Genomic DNA, 18,751 nt, shown 5'->3' with positions numbered 1-18,751 from the left:
GCGGAGAAGGATAATCAGGGTACGCCGGGAGGCGGAATCACCGCGGCCACCGGCATGGCGGATCCGTCGAGGATCAGGGCTCCTCGTCGAACCACAGGGCGAGTTCGCGCGCCGCGCTCTCCGGGGAGTCCGAGGCATGGACGGCATTGCGACGGATGCTGCTGCCGTAATCCGCACGGATCGTCCCGGGATCAGCGTTGGCCGGGTTCTTCGCCCCGTTGAGGGCCCGAACCCGCTCGATGGCGCCCTCACCCACCAGCTCGCAGGCCACCAGAGGCCCGGAGGTGATGAACTCCCTCAAATCCGCGTAGTAGTCCCGGCCCAGATGTTCGGCGTAGTGTCGGTCAGCCAGCTCAGCCGGGACGTGCCACACCTCGAGCCGTGTCGGCACCAGTCCGGCCTCCTCGTAGCGGCTGAGGATGTGCCCCACGTGACCGGCGGCGTAGGCATCGGGCTTGATGATGACGAAGGTTGACTGTCGCGCCATTGCGATACTCCTGATCGGGGAAGTGCTGGCCAGAATGATAGCTACCCCGTGAGCAGGTCGCGAGCCTCCCCAGCCGCGATGAGCGACCCGGCCACCAGCACACCGGCCGCCGGGCCCGCCGCGTCGGCCAGAAGGGTGGCCAAATCCAACGCGTCCGCCATCGTCGGGGCCTGGTGCACGGCGCCTGCCTGCCAGATCTCCTCCGCCACCTGGGCCAGTTCAGCGACGGGAAGGGCGCGGGGGCTCCCGGCCGCACGGGTGATGACCACCTGGTCCATGACCTCCGCGAAGATCTCCAGCACGCCGGCCGTGTCCTTGTCGGCCATCATCGCCACCACACCGATCGTCGGGGCGAAGGAGTAGGCCTCGCGGCAGGCCTCCACCGTCACCCGGGCGGCCTGCGGGTTGTGGGCGGTGTCCACCACCACGGCCGGTGAGGATCGGACGAGTTCGAGCCGGGCCGGGGCCTTGACCTCCGCAAGCCCCTCCTCGATGATCTCCGGGGCCAGCGCCTTCCCCCCGAGGAAGGACTCGACGGCCGCGACGGCGAGGGCCGCGTTGCGGGCCATGTGGGCCCCGTGCAGCGGCAGGAAGAGGTCACCGACGGTGCCACCCAGCGTCTGGATGCGGATGACCTGCCCGCCGACAGCCGGGCGACGCTCCAGCAGCCCGAAGTCGGGCCCCTCGGCCCGCACCACGGCTCCCACCTCCACGGCCCGGCTGAGGAGCGGCTGCACAGCCGCGGGCTCCTGCCCGGCCAGCACCGCCGTCGATCCCGGCTTGATGATCCCGGCCTTCTCGGTCGCGATCTCTGCCAGTCGTTCCCCCAGGATGTGGGTGTGATCGGCGCCGATCGGGGTCACCACCGCCACCTCGGGGCGGGCGACGGAGGTGGCATCCCAGCCACCACCGAGTCCCACCTCGACGACCGCCACGTCGACAGGGGCGTCAGCGAAGGCGGCGTAGGCCATGCCGGTGATGACCTCGAAGAAGGTCATGGCGATGCCGTCGAGCTGCTGCTCGTCGACCAGCTCCACGAAGGGCTCGACCTCCTTCCAGACCTCGTGGAACCGCTCCCGGGAGATGGGCTCACCGTCGAGACAGATGCGCTCGGTGACATCGCTCAGGTGAGGGCTGGCGAACCGTCCCGTCCGCAGCCCCGCGGCCCGCAGCAGGGAATCGATCATGATGCAGGTCGATCCCTTGCCGTTGGTCCCCGCGACCTGGATCACGGGGGCGCTGTCCTGAGGGCTGCCCAGCAGGTCCATGAGGGCGGAGACACGACTGAGGCTGCGGCCGATCCGATGCTCGGGCCAGCGGGAGGTCAGATGGGAGACAAGGGCGACGTGGTCCATGATGCACTTCAGTTTAGAGGGCGCGCGGATAGGCGAAATCTACTGCGGCCGCCCCGGTGACCCCCTGGCTGCGTTGTCCTCCTCGAACGCACGCTCCAGTGCGCTCTTCGTCGTCCGCCTTGCCAAGAGGCCACCATGACGATCCTCGTCACGATCCCCCTGTCCGCGCACCCTCTCAGGGCTCACCGTTAGGATGTCCGCGTGACTGATTCGTACGCCCCGGCATCCATGTGTTCATGGAAGGACTGGGTTGGCCTCGTTGCCCGCATCATCCCCGGCATCGTCTTCATCTTCGCGGGAGCGGTGAAGGTCGTCGACATGCCGGGCTTCCGCACCAACATCCTCGCGTACCAATTGGTCGGATGGGACGTCGCCGACGTCCTGTCCATGGTCCTGCCGATCGTGGAGATCGTGGCGGGACTTTTCCTCCTGGGGGGCCTGTTCACCCGGTGGTCCGCAGCCGCGATCTTCCTCATGCTGCTCATGTTCATGGGCGGCATCGCATGGGTGTGGAGCCAGGGCATCAACATCGACTGCGGCTGCTTCGGCACCGGTGGCGAGGTGGATGCCTCGCAGACCCAGTACCCGCAGAAGATGCTGGAGAACCTCGGTATGGCCGGCCTCTGCGGCTGGCTGATGCTGCGCCCCAGGTCACTGTTCAGCCTGGATCGGGCACTTTTCGGACTCCCCGCCCGTTCACAGAGTGACGACAACGAACCCGCCGACCTGGCGGCCGAGCAGGAATGAGAATCACACCGAGATGGCCAACAACTCGAATCTGAGCAAGCGCGCCGCCCTGCGCCAGCAGCAGGAGCTGGAGGAACGCCAGCAGCGCAACCGTCGCATGCTGGTGATGGGGCTCAGCGCCCTCACCGTCGTCCTGGTCGCGGTGGTGACGATCGTCGTCGTCTCCGTGTGGAAGAAGCAGTCCGACACCACGGCACCCCCGAATGCCACCGCGGGCCACGGCATCCAGCTCCACTCCAAGGGCACCCAGCCCGCAGCGGACGCGCCGCACGTGGTCATCTACGAGGACTACCAGTGCCCCGCCTGCAAGGTTCGTGAGCACGAGTTCGGTGACGTCGTCACCCAGCTCATCGACGAGGGACGCATCACCGCCGAGATCCGCACCGCCTACTTCCTCGACGACGTGAACCGACAGGACAACTTCAAGTCATCCTCCCGTGCGGCCCTGGCCGCGGCCGCCGCGGACTCCGTGGGCAAGTACCGCGAGTACCACAAGGTGATCTTCGACAACCAGCCCCAAGAGGGTCGGGGATTCACCGACGAGCAGCTCCGGGTGGACTTCGCCGCCCAGGCCGGGATCACGGGCGAGGACCTCACCGCGTTCCAGAAGGCCTACGACGAGAAGACCTACCAGGCCTTCGCCGAGCGCTCCTACCGGGCGATGACCGACAACAAGATCACCGGCACCCCCACCTTCACAGTCGACGGGAAGACGTTGGTCTTCATCGACGAGAAGACCAAGCAGGTCCTCATCGAACCGAACGCCGAGTCCTTCATGGCGGCGATCGAGAGGCTGAAGACCACCTGACCGTCGTGCCTGCGGAACCGCCGGTGCCCACCTCGGGCCCGGCGGTTCTTCATGTCCTGCCGAGTGCATTCGACTGCCGTCGTCGCCCCCAACTACGATGCGGGACCATGACGAACTATGCCTGCGGCCTGCCCACGAAGCCAGCTCTCGAAGGTCTGGAGGACAAGTGGGCGACGGTGTGGCGACAGGACGGCACCTACGCCTTCCAGCGTCCGGAGTCGCGGGAGCAGGTGTTCTCCATCGACACGCCCCCACCGACCGTGTCCGGGTCGCTCCACGTCGGTCACGTGTTCTCCTACACCCACACCGACACCATCGCGCGATACCAGCGGATGCGCGGCAAGCAGGTGTTCTACCCGATGGGCTGGGACGACAACGGTCTGCCGACCGAACGCCGCGTCCAGAACTACTACGGCGTTCGCTGCGACCCGTCGTTGCCGTACGACGAGGACTTCACGCCCCCGGCCAAGCCGGACCCCAAGCGGCAGGTGGCGATCTCGCGCCGCAACTTCGTGGAACTGTGTGAGGAACTCACCGCCATCGACGAGCAGGTCTTCGAGGAACTGTGGCGTCACCTGGGACTCTCCATCGACTGGGACACCCTCTACACCACCATCTCCCCCGCGACGCAGGCCGTCGCCCAGCGGGCATTCCTGCGCAACCTCGCCCGCGGCGAGGCCTACCTGAGCCACGCCCCCACCATGTGGGACGTCACCTTCCAGACCGCGGTCGCGCAGGCGGAGCTGGAGTCCCGGGAGCACCCGGGCGCCTACCACCGGGTCGCCTTCCACGGCGCCGACGGGCCCGTGCACATCGAGACCACCCGACCGGAGCTGCTGCCGAGCGTGTGTGCGCTCATCGCCCATCCCGATGACGAGCGCTATCAGGGTCTGTTCGGCTCCACCGTCACCTCCCCCGTCTTCGGGGTGGAGATCCCCGTGCTCTCCCATCCCGCCGCGGAACCCGACAAGGGTGCCGGCATCGCCATGTGCTGCACCTTCGGCGACCTCACGGACGTCCAGTGGTGGCGGGAACTCGATCTGCCCACCCGCACCGTCATCGGCCGGGATGGTCGGCTGCAGCGGGAGACCCCGGAGTGGCTCGTCAACGCGGAGCCGTACGAGGAGCTCGCCGGGAAGACCGCCTTCTCCGCCCGGGCCGCCATGGTGGAGCTGTTGCGCGCCTCCGGGGATCTCGACGGCGAGCCGAAGCCCATCTCCCGTCCCGTGAACTTCTACGAGAAGGGCGACAAGCCGCTGGAGATCGTCGCGACGCGGCAGTGGTACATCTCCAACGGCGGTCGCGACGAGCAGCTGAAGCAGACGCTGCTGGAGCGGGGTCGGGAACTGGAGTGGACCCCCGACCACATGCGTCACCGTTACGAGAACTGGGTGACGGGTCTCAACGGTGACTGGCTCATCTCGCGGCAGCGCTTCTTCGGCGTGCCGTTCCCGGTGTGGTACCCGCTGGACGCCGACGGCGAGCCCGACCACGAGGCGATGATCGTGGCCGACGAGGCCAGCCTGCCCGTCGACCCCGTCGTCTCCTGCCCTCCCGGCTACGACGAGTCCCAGCGCGGGGTCCCGGGTGGTTTCATCGCCGACCCGGATGTCATGGACACCTGGGCGACGTCGTCGCTCACCCCGCAGATCGCGTGCGGTTGGGAGCGGGACCCGGAGCTGTTCGCGCTCACCTTCCCGATGGACATCGCACCGCAGGCCCACGACATCATCCGGACCTGGTTGTTCTCGCGTGTGGTGCGGGCGAACTCCGAGCACGGGACGCTGCCGTGGCGGCGCGCAACGATCTCTGGCTTCGTCGTGGATCCGGATCGGAAGAAGATGTCGAAGTCGAAGGGCAACGTCGTCGTGCCCTCCGACATCCTCGAGAAATACGGATCCGACGCGGTCAGGTGGCGTGCCGCGATGGCCCGCCCCGGCATGGACTCCCCCTTCGACGAGTCCCAGATGAAGGTGGGACGTCGGTTGGCCATGAAGATCCTCAACGCGGGTAAGTTCGTGCTGTCCATGGCCCCGGAGCCGGGCGAACTGGCCCGGGTGACGAACCCCGTCGACAAGGCGATGCTTGCAGGCCTGGCGGAGGTCGTCACCGCCGCGACGAAGGCCTTCGAGGAGTTCGACTACACAACGGCCCTCGAGGCGGCCGAGACGTTCTTCTGGGCGTTCTGCGACGACTACCTGGAGCTGGTCAAGGAGCGCGCCTACGGCACCCACTCCCCCGACGAGCAGGCCTCGGCCCAGAACGCCTTGGCGCTGGCCCTCGACGTCCAGCTGCGGCTGTTCGCGCCGTTCCTGCCGTTCGTGACGGAGGAGACCTGGGCGTGGACCCACGACTCCTCGATCCACCGTTCCGCCTGGCCCACCCCGCAGGAGGTCGCGACCGACGGTGACACCCGGCTCATCGCAGACGTCGCAGCCGTGCTCGTCGCGGTGCGTGGCGCCAAGTCGAGTGCGAAGGCCTCCATGAAGACCCGGGTGACGGCCATCACCTTCCGAGGCGAGCAGTCCGCCCTGGAGCGTCTGCGGACCATCGAGGCCGACCTGCGTGCGGTCTGCCGGATCACCGGGGACATCGCCTGGGAGGTCGCCGACGGCGAACTCAAGGCCGAGGCAGAGCTGGAACAATGAGCAGGATGTCCGCCGAGCAGCGTCGGCACCAGGTGCTGACGGCGGCCACCCATGAGTTCGCTCGTTCCGGTTACCACGGCGCATCGACCCAGGCCATCGCCGCAAGAGTGGGAGTTTCCCAGCCCTACCTGTTCCAGCTCTTCGGCTCCAAACTGCAACTGTTCATCGCGACATGGCAGCTGTGTTGTGACCGCATCGAGACCGTGCTGCAGGAGGCTGTGGAGAACAGTCCCACCGATGAGCGAGGGCAGGCCTTGGCCACGGCCTACGATGCCCTGCTGTCGAAGGAGAAGGAACTGCTGACCCTCCAGCTGCAGGCCTGGGCGGCCAGCTGCACCGACGAGGAGATCCGCGAGGTCGTGGCGCAACGCTTCGAGCGCATCTGGCACCTGGTCGGATCCCTCTCCGGGGCCTCGACGGAGGTGGTCGGGGACATGATGGGGGGCTGGGTCCTCCACAATGTCGCCGCCGCGCTCCAGGTCGACCAGATCAGTCAGTGCACGGTGACCCGGGCCTGGGAGCGTTCCTCACGCAGTCGGTGAGTCAGCTGGTTCCGGGGTCAGCAGACTCACCACCACGGCCAAGGTGAGCACTGCCGCCCCGACCCACAGACTAACGACAAGTCCCACGGTGAACCGCGTGGCATCGGCCTGATCACCGGTGGCCATGAAAACGGCGGTGAGCATCGCAACACCGATGAGCACGCCCAGCTCTCGGACGAAGTTGTTGATTCCCGAGGCGATCCCCTCATCCTTCGTGGCGACGAAACGAAGAGCTTGGGTGGCGAGCACGGCGAAGAAGGCTCCCATACCCAGCCCGGCCAGCAGCAGACCCGGCAGCAGGAGCAGGTAGGGCACGTCAGGCCGTAGCACCAGGCCGAACAGGACCAGTGAGGTTGCCTGCAGCAGGGCACCGAACGTCAGGATGGCCTTTGTCCCGACCTTGGTCACGAGCTGCCCGGCCACAGGAGCCGCGAGCACCGGGAGCAGGGTCCAGGGCAGGGTGAGCAACCCGGCCTGCAGTGGCCCGTACCCGAGGACCTTCTGGAGGTACTGGGTGAGCAGGAAGACCACCCCGAACATGCCCGCGGTCACCAGCAACGCGGTGAGATTGGTCAGCCCGAAACCCTTTGAGCGCAGCACCCTTGGATCGATGACAGGGTTACGGGACCGCTGGATGTGACGCAGGAACCAGGCCAACGACACCAGGCCCCAGGCCCCAGCCCCAATGGCCAGCGGCGAACCGCCTGCTGTCAGAGCGATCACCAGGGTCAGCACCCCCGTCGTGAGTCCGACGAGACCAGCGAGGTCGAAGGCGCCCGTGCCGGTGGTGTGATCGCGAACCAGACGTGGCGCGGTCAGCAGCAGCACCAGGCCGATGGGCACGTTGATCCAGAAGGCCCACTGCCAGCCGACGAACTCCACGATCGCCCCACCGATCAGGGGGCCGATCGCGGTTGCCAGCCCCTGGGCCGCCGACCAGATGGCGATGGCCACGGGGCGCCTCTCCTCGACCGTCTCCTGGACCAGCAGGGTCAAGGAGAGCGGGACGAGGATCGCCGCTCCGATTCCCTGCACGGCCCGGGCCATCACGAGTACCTCGATGCCGGGCGCCAGGGCCACCGCGACGGAGGCGGCAGTGAAGACGCCCACCCCGACCTGGAAGGCCGTCCTCCTGCCGATGCGCTCCCCGACGGCGGCGGCGGCCAGCATGACCACCGCGAAGGTCAAGGTGTAGGCGTTCACGGTCCAACTCAGCCCTGCAACGCCCAGCCCGAAGTCCCGCTGGATCGCGGGCAACGCCAGGGTGACAACGAGGTTGTCGAGCCCTGCGATGAACGCGGCACCAGCAGTGAGGGCCATGACGCCCGTGGAGAGTCCTGGCTTCATCCCAGCTCCTTACTTAGCACTCACTAAGTACTGTAGTCAGGAATCCCCCACTGTCAAACCGCGACGGCACAGGTCGACCACGACCTGTGCCGTTGGTGGAGCCACCGCTGTCAGCGCTGGGCGGTCCCCGCCTGGATCGCGGTGATGAGAACCGTGTTGACGATGTCCTCCACCAGTGCGCCCCGGGACAGGTCGTTGACCGGCTTGTTGAGACCCTGCAGCACCGGACCGATGGCCAGCGCCTTCGCGGTGCGCTGGACCGCCTTGTAGGCGATGTTGCCCGATGCGAGGTCCGGGAAGATCAGCACCGTGGCCCGGCCCGCCACGGGCGAGTCCGGGGCCTTGCCGCGCGCCACCGTCGGGTCCACCGCCGCGTCGAACTGCAGCGGGCCGTCGCAGGCCAGGTCGGGCACCGCGCTGCGCAGCAGCTCCGTCGCCTCGGCGACGGCGTCCACGTCCGGACCCGAGCCGGAGGTTCCCGTGGAGTACGACAGCAACGCCACCCTCGGTTCGATGCCGAAACTGCGGGCCGTCACGGCCGAGGCCGCGGCGATGTCGGCCAGCTCGGCAGGACCCGGATTGGGGTTGACGGCGCAGTCACCGAACACCAGCACCCGGTCGGCCAGACACATGAAGAAGGCCGAGGAGACCACCTTCACACCCGGGCGGGTGCGGATCACCTCGAAGGCGGGCCGGATGGTGTGCGCGGTGGTGTGGACGGCGCCGGAGACCATCCCGTCCGCGAATCCCGCCCGCACCATCATCGTGCCGAAGTAGGACACGTCCGCCATCCGCTCGAAGGCCTGGTCCCGCGTGACCCCCTTCTTCGCCCGCAGCTCCGCGTACTCGTCGGCGAACCGGTCGCGCCACTCGTGGGTGAGTGGGTCGACGACGGCGGCGTCCCCCAGGTCGAGACCCTCGGCGGCCGCCAGCTGTCGCACCTCCGGCTCCGGCCCGAGCAGCGTCAGCCGCACCGCGCCGTCACGGACGAGTTCGGCCGCGGCCCGCAGGATCCTCGGTTCGGTGCCCTCCGGTAGCACGATGTGCGCGTCCGCGGCCCTCGCGTCCCGCAGCAACTGCCGCTGGAACAGCAGCGGCGAGAGCGTCTGCTGCTCAGGACCGCGCTCCAGGCACGCCAGGAACTGCGCCTTGGTGGGCGGAGGCGCCGAGACGTCACCGCGTCGACGCAGCGGCACATCCGGCAGGGTGCTGCGCCACAACTGCTCGAGTCCCTCCCGCGGGGTGCCGTCCACGAGGACGGATGCGGGCAGGGGGAACTGGCCCGTGGCGAGGCCGATGAGCAGCCCCAGCAGGAGATCCTCCCGGTCGGCCGGGACGACGGGTCGGCTGCCCGCAGTGAGTTCCCGCAGCATCCGCCCAACGGTGAGGTTGCCCTGCCCGGGCAGGTCCGGGGTCTCGGGCAGCCGCAGGCTCTGGCCATCGAATCGGGCGACGAGCCGGGCGCCACGAGCCGTCACGACGGCCGTGGCCACCTCGGCGAGCGCCGAATCCTCCCAGTCCTGGGCCAGCAGCACACCCGCGCCGAGGGTCGCCGCCAGCTGCGCCCCCAACTCAAGCGCGACCGGTTCAAGCGCGACCGGGAAGGACACGTGGGTGATGACGTCACCATCAAGGGACTCGACCATGTCCAGCGCCTGCCCCAGAGCTTCCGAGGGATCACGCACCACATCGACGGCCCCGCCCGAGAACACGCACCCGAGATCCAGCACCGTCGCGTCAGGCAACACCTGGGTGAGCACCCGGATGGCCGCCGCACAGTCCCCGCTCGGCGAGGCGGGGATCACATGAACCCGAACCCCCATCTCAGGCCCTCATCACTCGATCGAGGACCGCATCCAACTGTTCCGGTTCACTGCCCAGGGCCGCGATGACCGCGCGCCGCACCTCGTCACGTGCCACCGGTTCCCCCAGCACCGGGCCCGGCTCCCGGTCCCGTACGAGGCGGAGTCCCCGGTCCTGCGCCATCTCGGCGGCGACGTCGGTGACGATGGCCCCGGCCTCGAGGCGCAGTTCCGTCGCGCCTTCGGCCAGGAGCCTCACGATCTGGTCCTGGGTGACGATCTGGCGTGCCATGTCGGCCTCCTGTCGGTTCAATCGGTGATGGGCTCGGCCCAGCTGGCGACGCCGAGCGGGGTGACGAGCATGGGGGCTGGGGCGGCGGATGCGGGGACCCCCGTGACCCGGGACATGATGTCCTCGATGCCCGTGAAGGAGCTGGTTCCGCCGACGAGGTGGATGTGCCCGACATCGTGGCCGTCGATGGCGCGGGCGACGATGGTGGCCATCTTCTCCAGCACCGGCGTGACCATCGGGGCCAAGCGGGCATGCTGGCCGGGTTTGCGCTTGAGCTTCTCGGCCTCCTCGAACGAGATACCGAGCCCCCCGGCCAGCACCAGGGACATGTGGGTGCCCCCGCTCGGCTCGTCGACGACCTTGACGACCCGGCCATCCTTGATGACCGCGATGCCGGTGGTCCCACCGCCGATGTCGACAACCGCGCCGTCGCTCACCTTGAGCACCGCGTTCGCAGCCGTCACCTCGTCGATGACCTGGGTACAGTCGATCCCCGCCCCCTCGACGACGTAGCGGTGGGCGCGGTGGTCGCTTTCGTGCACGGCAGGCGGGACGGTCACCGTCGCGGAGGTCAGTGACCTCCCGATCCGGCGTTCCAGGTCTGCCTTGAGCCCGGCGACGACCTCGCGCGCCCCGGCGAAGTTCCACACCACGCCGTCGCGCACGACATCTGCGAAGACGCTGGCCCCGGCCAGCGGCTGGTCAGCCTCGTCAGTGACCATGATGACGGTGAACGCCGTCCCGAGGTCGACCCCCACCTTGATCGGGGTGGCCGAGGGGATGGGTGTCGACGACTTCATTGACGCCTTCGCGGCGGACATGAGCTTCTTCAGCCCTCTCACTTCTCCCCCTTCCCGAGCCTCAGCTGCAACAGGTAGAAGGCGCTGGAAAGGCGGTTGAGGGCGTGGTTGAGGGAGGGGCCGAAGGGATGCTCCGGATCGGGGAAGGTCGCCAGCGCCGTCAACTCCAGCTCCCTCGCATGGGTGCGGCACAGGTTGAGCCAGTGCATGACGATCGGCGAGGTCCCGTCGATCGTGGCGTGGGGCACCCCGAGCACCTCGTCGGGATGGTGGGTGGCGCGATGGATCGACTTCTCGTCCCACCCGGGAAGCTCCAGCGCCGCCACGGGACGCTCGTTGTACTCGGCGCTGGTGAGTTCCCTGCAGTAGGCGGCGAGGATGCCGAGCGCCTCCACCAGCCAGGCCGGCCCACCGGCGACGCTCTGGGCCTGGGCCATGAGGACCAGCGCGTGCAGACTGTCGACCTGACCACGCAGCCGGATCCTCGGATGGGTCTTGTGGGCGAACTGGGTGTCGTTGAGCTGGGTCAGTGCATCCGGTTTGCGGGTGATCTCCCCCTGGCAGGTGCCGCAGCGAGGCGGCTGCTCGGGTTTGACCACGGGGAACACCGACTCGTGCTGCCAGGAGGGCACCTGGTCGGCGGGTTCGTCGTCGACCACGACCTCGCGGACCTGCAACTCCCACTCCTTGATGAAGTCCCGTGCGGACGGGGTGAGGCTGGCACCGGGCGGCAGCCCGACGACGGCGCCTCGCTTCGGGGGGCGGAGTTGGGCGCGCAGGTCCGCCTCTGAGATCACGGTCACAGTCCGGCCTCCCAGTCGGCGGGGAACGTCACGTAGACGAACCGCGCCCAGCTCGGGGTGCCGAAGGTGACATCGGAGCCCTTGGGGACGTAGAGCACGTCGCCGGGGCGACCGATGCGGACGCCGTCCGGGGTTCCGAGGTGCAGCTCACCCTCGAGAACGATCTGGACCTCGTCATAGCTGAAGTGCCAGGGGAAGGACCCTGCGGTCAGGGACATGTAGCCCGCTGCCATGGGTGCTCCGTCCTCCCCCGTGACGACATCACCGGTGCGGACCTGCTGCCCGGGCGGTGGCCCCGGGTAGGGGAAGGGCTCGGTCACCACCTCGTCACCGCGACACAGCTTGACCGGGTGGGCCGGGGCCGGGGCGAGCGCCCCGGTCCCGACCCCGGTTCCAGCCAGCAGTTTCGTCACGATGTCCCGGACCCGGTGTACCAGGTCCGGGTCCTCGGGCGAGGTGGGCGTCGAGGGCTTCCCGCGGCCCCCCTCGACGAGAGTGACCCCGAGGTCCGCCGCCACGTCACGCGCGAGCGGCGTGATGACCGCCCCCACCGGGACCTCGAGGCAGCCCGCGGAGGCGGCATCGCGGACCCGGTCCGCTGTGATGACGACGCGACCGGCCATGGGGATCAGCCCTTGGCGCTCGGCAGGATCATCTCGACGTCACCGTGGGGACGCGGGATGACGTGGACGCTGATGAGCTCGCCGACGCGACCCGCGGCGGCAGCACCGGCGTCGGTGGCGGCCTTGACCGCGCCGACATCGCCACGGACCATGACGGTGACGTATCCGGCACCGATCTGCTCCTTGCCGATGAGGCGGACGTTGGCGGCCTTGACCATCGCGTCGGCCGCTTCGACGGCGCCGACGAGGCCCTTGGTCTCGACCATGCCGAGAGCGATCATCTGGACATCAGCCATGGGAGTACTCCTTCTGGTGTTGGTTGCTGGCTTTTCCTTGGTTGATTCCGTCGCCGCGGGTGCGGCTGCGGGTTTGGTGGGTGGAGCTCCTTTGGCTGGCGCCCCACCGGGCTCCACCTGGGCGGTGGCGGCGCGTTCCTTGGTCTGCCCCTTCGCCGCCTGCGTGCGAGGCTTCGTCGTCGGGACCGTCATTGCATCTCCTTCCCTTCTCAGCTCTCACCCCGGCCACGCATCTCTGCGAGCACCTTGGCGACGATGCGTTCGATGACATCCGCGGAGTCGCCGGACGTCGCTGCCGTCCCGGCCCTCCCCACGGGTGCCGACGAATCCGGTTCCCCACCACCGTGGGCGCGGGCCACCGCGGGGGCGTCGTGCAGCGAGTACGCCACCCGCTTGGTGTTGAGGACGTGGTGAACGGTGATGTTGTCGGAGACGACCGCCCCTCCGATCCCGCCGGGCGCGAGGGTCAGCGACGGGGCGAGGCCGGTGGTGCATCCCACGGCCCCGAGCGATCCCCAGGTGTTGACCAGCACCCGGAAGGCCGGCTTCTCGATCCCGAAGGCGAGGATGGACTCCTCGTCCCGGGAGTGGATGACCACGGTGTGTCCGTCGCCCCCGAAGGTGAGCATCTCCATCGCGCGGGCGCAACCGTCACGCCACCCGTCGGCGACCATCCAGCCGAGCACCGTCGTCAGCTTCTCGCGGGACAGTGGATGGGCGGGGCCGATGCCCGCCAGATCGGCGACGAGGATCCGGGCGTCGGATGGGACGGGGATGCCCACCTTCTCGCCGATGTACTGGGGGGTGCGTCCCACCAGGTCGGCCACCATCATCCCGTTGGGCCGGAACATCCGGGAGGCCAGCTTGTCGGCCTCCTCCTTGGTCAGCCAGTGGGCGCCGCGGGCCTGCATCTCCGACTTGAGCCGATCGGCGATCGGGGCGTCGGCGATGACTGCCTGTTCCGTGGCGCAGATGGTGGAGCAGTCGAAAGACTTCGACTCCACGATCATCTGGGCCGCCTTGACGATGTGGGCGGAGCGGTCCACGTAGGCCGGGACGTTGCCGGGGCCCACCCCGAGGGCGGGCTTGCCGCGGCTGTGGGCCGCCTTGACCATGCCCGGCCCGCCCGTCGCCAGGATCATGGCGGTGGCGTGGTGGTCCATGAGGGTGTTGGTGCCCTCGAGGGTGATGTCGGTGAGGCAGCTCACCAGCCCGGGGGGCATCCCGGCCCGCTCCCCCGCCTCCACCATGATCCTCACGGCCTCGGCGGTGCACTTGGCGGCCGAGGGATGAGGGGCGACGACGACGGCGTTGCGTGCCTTGACCCCGATGAGGATCTTGAAGATCGCCGTCGAGGTGGGGTTCGTCGACGGGGTGAGGGCGATCACCACGCCGACGGGCCAGCCGATCTCGACGACCTTGCGTTCCTCGTCGCGGCGCAGCACCCCGCAGGTGGGGACATCCTTGATGGACTCCCACACGTTCCTCGCGGCGAACTCATTCTTGAGTTTCTTGTGCAGCGGGTAGCCGAAGCCGGTCTCGTCGTGGGCCATCTGACCGAGACGTCCGGCCTCGGCGAGCGCGGCCTCCACCATGGCCTCACAGATCCGGTCCACCTCCTCCTGGGAGGCGAACTGGAACTGCTTCATGGCGGCCTTTGCATTCGTGCACAGGTCACGGGCCTGTTGCACGGACAGCAGATCAGCGTCATGGAGCATCGTCGGCACCTCAGTACTTCCGGGGGCTCGCCGCGATGTCCAGCACCGCGTCCTGGAAGGCGGAGCACGCGGCACGGCAGGCGCTCTGCGAACCGGTGAGGAGACCGCCCGCGAAGTTGGTCTCGGACGGCGGCTCGAAGAACACCTTCATCTCGACCTCCGCCGCCTTCATCGCCGCGTCGAGGGCGTAGGTGGCCTCGAGCGGGGGCGCGATGAGGTAGGCCAGCGGATCACCGGTGCGGATCCCCGCCTCCTTGGACAGATAGGTCCCGGTGCTGCTGATGAGGTGCGGGAAGAAGGTGAGATCCCCCGCCTCGTTGGCCGAGTAGAAGAAGGCCTCCTCCTCGCAGTGCGCGATGCAGGCGTCGAGCCCTGAACGGACCTCGGCCGGGGTCGGACCGGCCAGGATGCCGATGATCTCACCGGACAGCGGACCCGAGGGGTAGCCGGAGCCGGCGTAGAAGCTCTTGGCGTAGACGACGTCGACCTCGGCGAACTTGGTCGCCTCGTCCAGGGACACGTAGAGCGCATCGTCGATGTCGCAGGTGACCAGGGCGAGGGCGCGCTGGTCGTCGTTGAGGTCGAGGTGCTTCGCGTATCCCCGGTCGACGTTGGAGATGATGCGTGCCGCGAGGATCGTTGGCTTGACGGGTTCCAGAATGGGCATGGTTTCCTCCTCAGGCTCCGGTGGCGAGTTCGCGGAGCTTCACTCCTGAAGCACCGTGCTGGATCATCTTCTTGACCACCTCGACGACGTACGCCCCTGCCTCGAGCGGGTTGGTGCCGCCGTGGGTGGTGATCATGCAGATCAGGTCCCGATCCGCGTCGTTCTTCCCGGGCTGCGGGTCGAAGCCCATGTAGACGCTCATGGCGTCGGCGATGCCGAGCCCCGGGCGCTCGCCGATGAGCAGGAGCACGACCTTGGCCTGGATGATGGTGTTGACGTCATTCATGACGCCGACCCGGCAGTTCTGGATGAAGAACGGCGTTCCCAGGGTGAGACCGGCCGATGAGAGTCCCTGCTCGATGACGGGATAGATGTTGGCGAGGTTGTTGGTGATCGCCGCGGCCGACAGGCCGTCCCCGATGCAGATCTGGACGTCGGGTTTCTTGGTGCACCGCTCGTTGATGAGGGCCTTCGCCTCGTCGGTGAGGAGACGTCCGAGGTCAGGACGCAGCAGGTACTCGGCCCGGTCCCCAGCCTTGCTGGAGACGGTGAAGAGGTTGAGGGCCTCCTTCGTCTCCTCCGAGACCACACCGTAGATGGCGTCCTGGGTGACGCCGTGGTCGGCCTGGAAGAGCAGCAGGCACGGGGTCTTCGGCCGCGCCCCGGCCCGGCCCACACCGATCCGAGCGTTGGTGGTGGCGCAGAGGTTGCGCAGGCCGTCGGGATCGTAGGGGTTGTCCACGCGGAGCTTGTAGCGCTCCTCCTCCACCGTCGGATCCGGCAGGTCGATGACCAGCCCGTGGCCGGGGGCGGGGTGGGCCGCCGTCGGGGAGTCCACGCTCGGGGTGGACGCGGACTCGGGGGCCGTGATCCCTTCGCGCTTCAACTCCGCGATGACGCGGGCGACGATCTGCTCAAGGTTCTCTGTCATGTCAATCACCTCTTGAGGAAGAAGGACGGGTCACCGGCGAGTTCGGTGAGCTGACCGTTGCGCCACAGACCGATGTCCTCGAGCCAGGCCTCGAACTCCGGAAGCGGTCGCAGGCCCAGGGCCTGGCGCAGCGCCGGGGCGTCGTGGTAGCTCGTCGACTGGTAGGACAGCATGGCGTCGTCGCCCTGGGGGACGCCCATGATGAAGCTGCCCCCGGCAGCGGCGAACAGCACGGCGAGGTTCTCCAGGTCGTTCTGGGTGGCCTTGGCGTGGTTGGTGTAGCACACGTCGCAGCCCATCGAGATGCCGGTGAGCTTGCCCATGAAGTGGTCCTCGAGACCGGCCCGTGTGATCTGCGTGGCGTCGTAGAGGTACTCGGGGCCGATGAAGCCGACGACGGTGTTGACCTGGTAGGGGTCCCAGCGCTTGGCCATCGAGTAGATGCGGGCCTCGAGGCAGAGCTGGTCGGCGCCGTGGTGGGCGTCGGCCGACAGGGCCGAGCCCTGCCCCGTCTCGAAGTACATGTAGTTGGGTCCCTGGCTCCACGAGTACTTCTTCGCGGTCTCGTAGGCGTCATCGATGAGTCCCACACTGACGCCGAAGCTCTCCATGGCCTTCTGGGAGCCGGCGAGGCTCTGGAACAGCAGGCCAACGGGGGCGCCGCGCTTCATGCACTCGACCTGGGTGGTGACGTGGGCGAGCACGCAGTTCTGGGTGGGGATCTCCCAGCGGTCGATGATCTCCTTCGTCATCTCCAGCAGGCGGCTGACGCTGCTCACGGAGTCGTCCGACGGGTTGATGCCGATGACCGAGTCGCCGGAGCCGTAGGACAGGCCCTCGTAGGCGGTGGCCCGGATGCCGTCGACCGAGTCGGTGGGATGGTTCGGCTGGTTGCGGGAGGCGAGGTGCCCCGGAAGACCGATGGTGTTGTTGCAGTGCTTGACGACGGTGATCTTGCGGCCGCCCAGCACGAGGTCGAGGTTGCTCATGAGCTTGGTGACGCCGGCCACCATCTCGCCCGTGAGCGCGTTGCTGACCCGCTTGATCATGTCGCTGGTGGTGGTGTTGCTGAGGATCCACTCGCGGAACTCCCCGACGGTCCAGCCCTTGATCTCGTCGTAGATGGTCTCGTTGACGGCGTCGTCGATGACGCGCGTCACCTCGTCCTCGTCGTAGGGGACGACGGGGTTCTCACGCAGGGCCGACAGGGGAACCTCCGCCAGCACGAGGCGGGCCGCCACACGCTCCGCGGACGAACGGGCCGCGATCCCGGCCTGCTGGTCACCGGACTTCTCCTCATTGGCCTTGGCGAGCAGGTCCTTGAGATCCTTGAACTCATAGGTCTCGCCGAACAGCTTGGTGCGCAGCAGCATCAGGCCACCTCCTCAATCTCGGCTTGCATGGTGTTCCTTCCTTCGTTCGTCATTGATAGAAGACGAGGGTCTTGACTGACACGGGGACGACTCGGCCGTCGAACAGCGGCTCACCGATGTCGATGAAGTCGCCCTCTCCCAGGCCGATCTGGTCGACGACGATCACCGGCAGGGCGGGCGCCTTCGACTTGATGGTCTGTCCCAGGACCTGTGCGTAGTCCTGCTCGGTCACGAGGACGAGCGGCCGGTCCTGCGGCAGGTAGTCGGTGGCGAAGGCCACCAGACCGGCGGCCAGGTCGATGACCTGGGGGTAGACCATGAGCGCTGGCAGATCCAACGCGATGACGAAGTTGCCGGGGTCGCTCTCGCCGCGGTCCCAGCGTTTGACGGCCTGGGCGACGGCGCGGCGCACCGCCTCGGGGTCCCGGTAGGCCGGGACGTGTTCGAGGATGCGTGGCTCGATCACCGGCAGGTTCTTCAGGGGCAGGTGGGAGCGTTCCGCCCAGATGGTGGAGCCGGACAGCGTCACCTGCTGGCTGGCAGCCCCGAGCACGGTGGCCCGCAGCGTCTGGGCCGGGCGTTCCACCCGGAGCTGCTGCCAGCGTGGGTTCTCCCGCAGCGAGGCCGCCAGGAGCGGGCCGACGTCGCCGTAGCGGGCCAGCTCGGCGAGGGTGTCGCAGGGCACCTCGTCGTAGTACGCGGCACCCACGCCACCGGAGATGAAATAGGCGGCGACGGAGCCGTCCACGGCGAGGGGTGGGGTGAGGGCGAGTTTCTCGCCCAGTGGTGAGGTCCTGCCCAGCACGAGGTCCACCACGACCTCCGCCATGGCGTCGGTGAACTGCCGCAGCACCGGGATCGGGGCGGGCTGACCGATCCGCAGGGGCAACCCGAGGTGCTCGACGATGACCTCGCCGGCGGGTTTGAGGTGGACGAGGTTCCCGGTCGCCGGATCCACGATGGCCTGCCGCCCGCCCACCATGACGGCGGCGGAGGCGACGTGCTTGCCCGCCCGGAAGATCGCGGCGTTGGCCGATCCGCCACCGATGTCGACGTTGACGATCGTGGCGTAGTGGTCGGCAGCCCAGTCGGAGGCCCCTGAGCCGCGGCCGGCGATCTGGGACTCGAGGCTCGGTCCGGCCACCGTCACGACGAAGTCCCCCGCCAGATCCGAGAGTCCCTGGAGGATCGCCTCGGCGTTGCGGGTCCGGGCGGTCTCTCCGGTGATGATGACCGCCCCGGTCTCCACCTGTGAGGAGTCGATGCCGGCCTTGGCGTACTCCTCGTGGATCATCCCCAGCAGGGCCCCGACGTTGATCTCGTCGGGGGCGGACAGTGGCGTGAGGTGGGGTTCACTCTGGTACAGCACGGTGCGCTCGTCCACGTCGAGCCGGGGGACGAGTCCCACCCGCGCCTGGTTGGACACGGTGAGTCGGGACAACACGAGCTGGCTCGTCGTGGTCCCGATGTCGATGCCCACACTGAGCATCTCCCGTGTCCCCTTGGCCATGG

Annotated in this window: 18 protein-coding genes; 4 read left to right on the top strand and 14 right to left on the bottom strand. The window is 68.2% G+C overall.

What is annotated here, in order from left to right; genetic code table 11:
* Positions 1-73: 73 nt before the first annotated feature.
* Complete coding sequence (gene ndk, locus EII35_RS07710) at positions 74-487, bottom strand: nucleoside-diphosphate kinase (protein ID WP_125227884.1); 414 nt, start codon at positions 485-487, stop codon at positions 74-76.
* A gap of 41 nt (positions 488-528) precedes the next feature.
* Positions 529-1,842, bottom strand: a complete 1,314-nt coding sequence (locus EII35_RS07705) for a bifunctional folylpolyglutamate synthase/dihydrofolate synthase (RefSeq protein WP_125227883.1) — start codon at positions 1,840-1,842, stop codon at positions 529-531.
* A 201-nt stretch (positions 1,843-2,043) separates the two neighbouring features.
* On the opposite strand from EII35_RS07705, the gene EII35_RS07700 reads away from it, so the two are divergent.
* From EII35_RS07700 to EII35_RS07685, 4 genes are all read left to right on the top strand, one after another.
* Positions 2,044-2,589, top strand: coding sequence for a DoxX family protein (locus EII35_RS07700; RefSeq protein ID WP_260465060.1), 546 nt, complete (start codon positions 2,044-2,046; stop codon positions 2,587-2,589).
* Positions 2,590-2,602: 13 nt separating this feature from the next.
* Complete coding sequence (locus EII35_RS07695; RefSeq protein WP_125227882.1) at positions 2,603-3,397, top strand: DsbA family protein; 795 nt, start codon at positions 2,603-2,605, stop codon at positions 3,395-3,397.
* A 107-nt stretch (positions 3,398-3,504) separates the two neighbouring features.
* Entirely contained in the window at positions 3,505-6,045 is a 2,541-nt protein-coding gene (gene valS, locus EII35_RS07690) for a valine--tRNA ligase (protein WP_125227881.1), read from the top strand.
* Positions 6,046-6,050: 5 nt separating this feature from the next.
* Positions 6,051-6,587, top strand: coding sequence for a TetR/AcrR family transcriptional regulator (locus tag EII35_RS07685; protein ID WP_185744229.1), 537 nt, complete (start codon positions 6,051-6,053; stop codon positions 6,585-6,587).
* Here EII35_RS07685 and EII35_RS07680 read toward each other — a convergent pair.
* From EII35_RS07680 to EII35_RS07625, 12 genes are all read right to left on the bottom strand, one after another.
* Positions 6,573-7,934, bottom strand: a complete 1,362-nt coding sequence (locus EII35_RS07680) for a DHA2 family efflux MFS transporter permease subunit (RefSeq protein WP_125227879.1) — start codon at positions 7,932-7,934, stop codon at positions 6,573-6,575. The genes EII35_RS07685 and EII35_RS07680 overlap by 15 nt on opposite strands.
* A 110-nt stretch (positions 7,935-8,044) precedes the next feature.
* Positions 8,045-9,757: a phosphate acetyltransferase gene (pta, locus tag EII35_RS07675; protein WP_125227878.1), complete on the bottom strand. Its 1,713-nt coding sequence runs from the start codon at positions 9,755-9,757 to the stop codon at positions 8,045-8,047.
* A gap of 1 nt (position 9,758) precedes the next feature.
* Positions 9,759-10,028 carry a hypothetical protein gene (locus tag EII35_RS07670; RefSeq protein WP_125227877.1) on the bottom strand — a complete coding sequence of 90 codons (270 nt, stop codon included), beginning with the start codon at positions 10,026-10,028 and terminating at the stop codon, positions 9,759-9,761.
* Between the two features lie 17 nt (positions 10,029-10,045).
* Positions 10,046-10,870 carry an ethanolamine utilization protein EutJ gene (eutJ, locus tag EII35_RS07665; RefSeq protein WP_221739705.1) on the bottom strand — a complete coding sequence of 275 codons (825 nt, stop codon included), beginning with the start codon at positions 10,868-10,870 and terminating at the stop codon, positions 10,046-10,048.
* Positions 10,867-11,631: a hypothetical protein gene (locus EII35_RS07660; RefSeq protein WP_185744228.1), complete on the bottom strand. Its 765-nt coding sequence runs from the start codon at positions 11,629-11,631 to the stop codon at positions 10,867-10,869. Before EII35_RS07660 ends, eutJ begins: the two co-directional genes overlap by 4 nt.
* A complete protein-coding gene (locus tag EII35_RS07655; protein WP_125227875.1) occupies positions 11,628-12,254 on the bottom strand; it encodes a cupin domain-containing protein in 627 nt (208 codons plus the stop codon). Before EII35_RS07655 ends, EII35_RS07660 begins: the two co-directional genes overlap by 4 nt.
* Before the next feature lie 5 nt (positions 12,255-12,259).
* A complete protein-coding gene (locus EII35_RS07650) occupies positions 12,260-12,550 on the bottom strand; it encodes a BMC domain-containing protein (RefSeq protein WP_125227874.1) in 291 nt (96 codons plus the stop codon).
* A 209-nt stretch (positions 12,551-12,759) separates the two neighbouring features.
* Positions 12,760-14,268, bottom strand: a complete 1,509-nt coding sequence (locus tag EII35_RS07645; RefSeq protein ID WP_125227873.1) for an aldehyde dehydrogenase family protein — start codon at positions 14,266-14,268, stop codon at positions 12,760-12,762.
* Positions 14,269-14,278: 10 nt separating this feature from the next.
* On the bottom strand, positions 14,279-14,935 hold the full coding sequence (eutL, locus tag EII35_RS07640; protein ID WP_185744227.1) for an ethanolamine utilization microcompartment protein EutL: 657 nt from the start codon (positions 14,933-14,935) through the stop codon (positions 14,279-14,281).
* Between the two features lie 10 nt (positions 14,936-14,945).
* Positions 14,946-15,866 carry an ethanolamine ammonia-lyase subunit EutC gene (gene eutC, locus EII35_RS07635; protein ID WP_125227872.1) on the bottom strand — a complete coding sequence of 307 codons (921 nt, stop codon included), beginning with the start codon at positions 15,864-15,866 and terminating at the stop codon, positions 14,946-14,948.
* A 5-nt stretch (positions 15,867-15,871) separates the two neighbouring features.
* On the bottom strand, positions 15,872-17,239 hold the full coding sequence (locus EII35_RS07630) for an ethanolamine ammonia-lyase subunit EutB (RefSeq protein ID WP_125227871.1): 1,368 nt from the start codon (positions 17,237-17,239) through the stop codon (positions 15,872-15,874).
* A gap of 49 nt (positions 17,240-17,288) precedes the next feature.
* Entirely contained in the window at positions 17,289-18,749 is a 1,461-nt protein-coding gene (locus tag EII35_RS07625) for an ethanolamine ammonia-lyase reactivating factor EutA (protein WP_125227870.1), read from the bottom strand.
* Between the last annotated feature and the right edge of the window lie 2 nt (positions 18,750-18,751).

It is taken from the genome of Arachnia propionica (assembly GCF_003932785.1).
Taxonomy (GTDB): domain Bacteria; phylum Actinomycetota; class Actinomycetes; order Propionibacteriales; family Propionibacteriaceae; genus Arachnia; species Arachnia propionica_B.
Note: the sequence above shows the minus strand (reverse complement) of the source record. Positions and strands in the feature narration are given on the sequence as shown.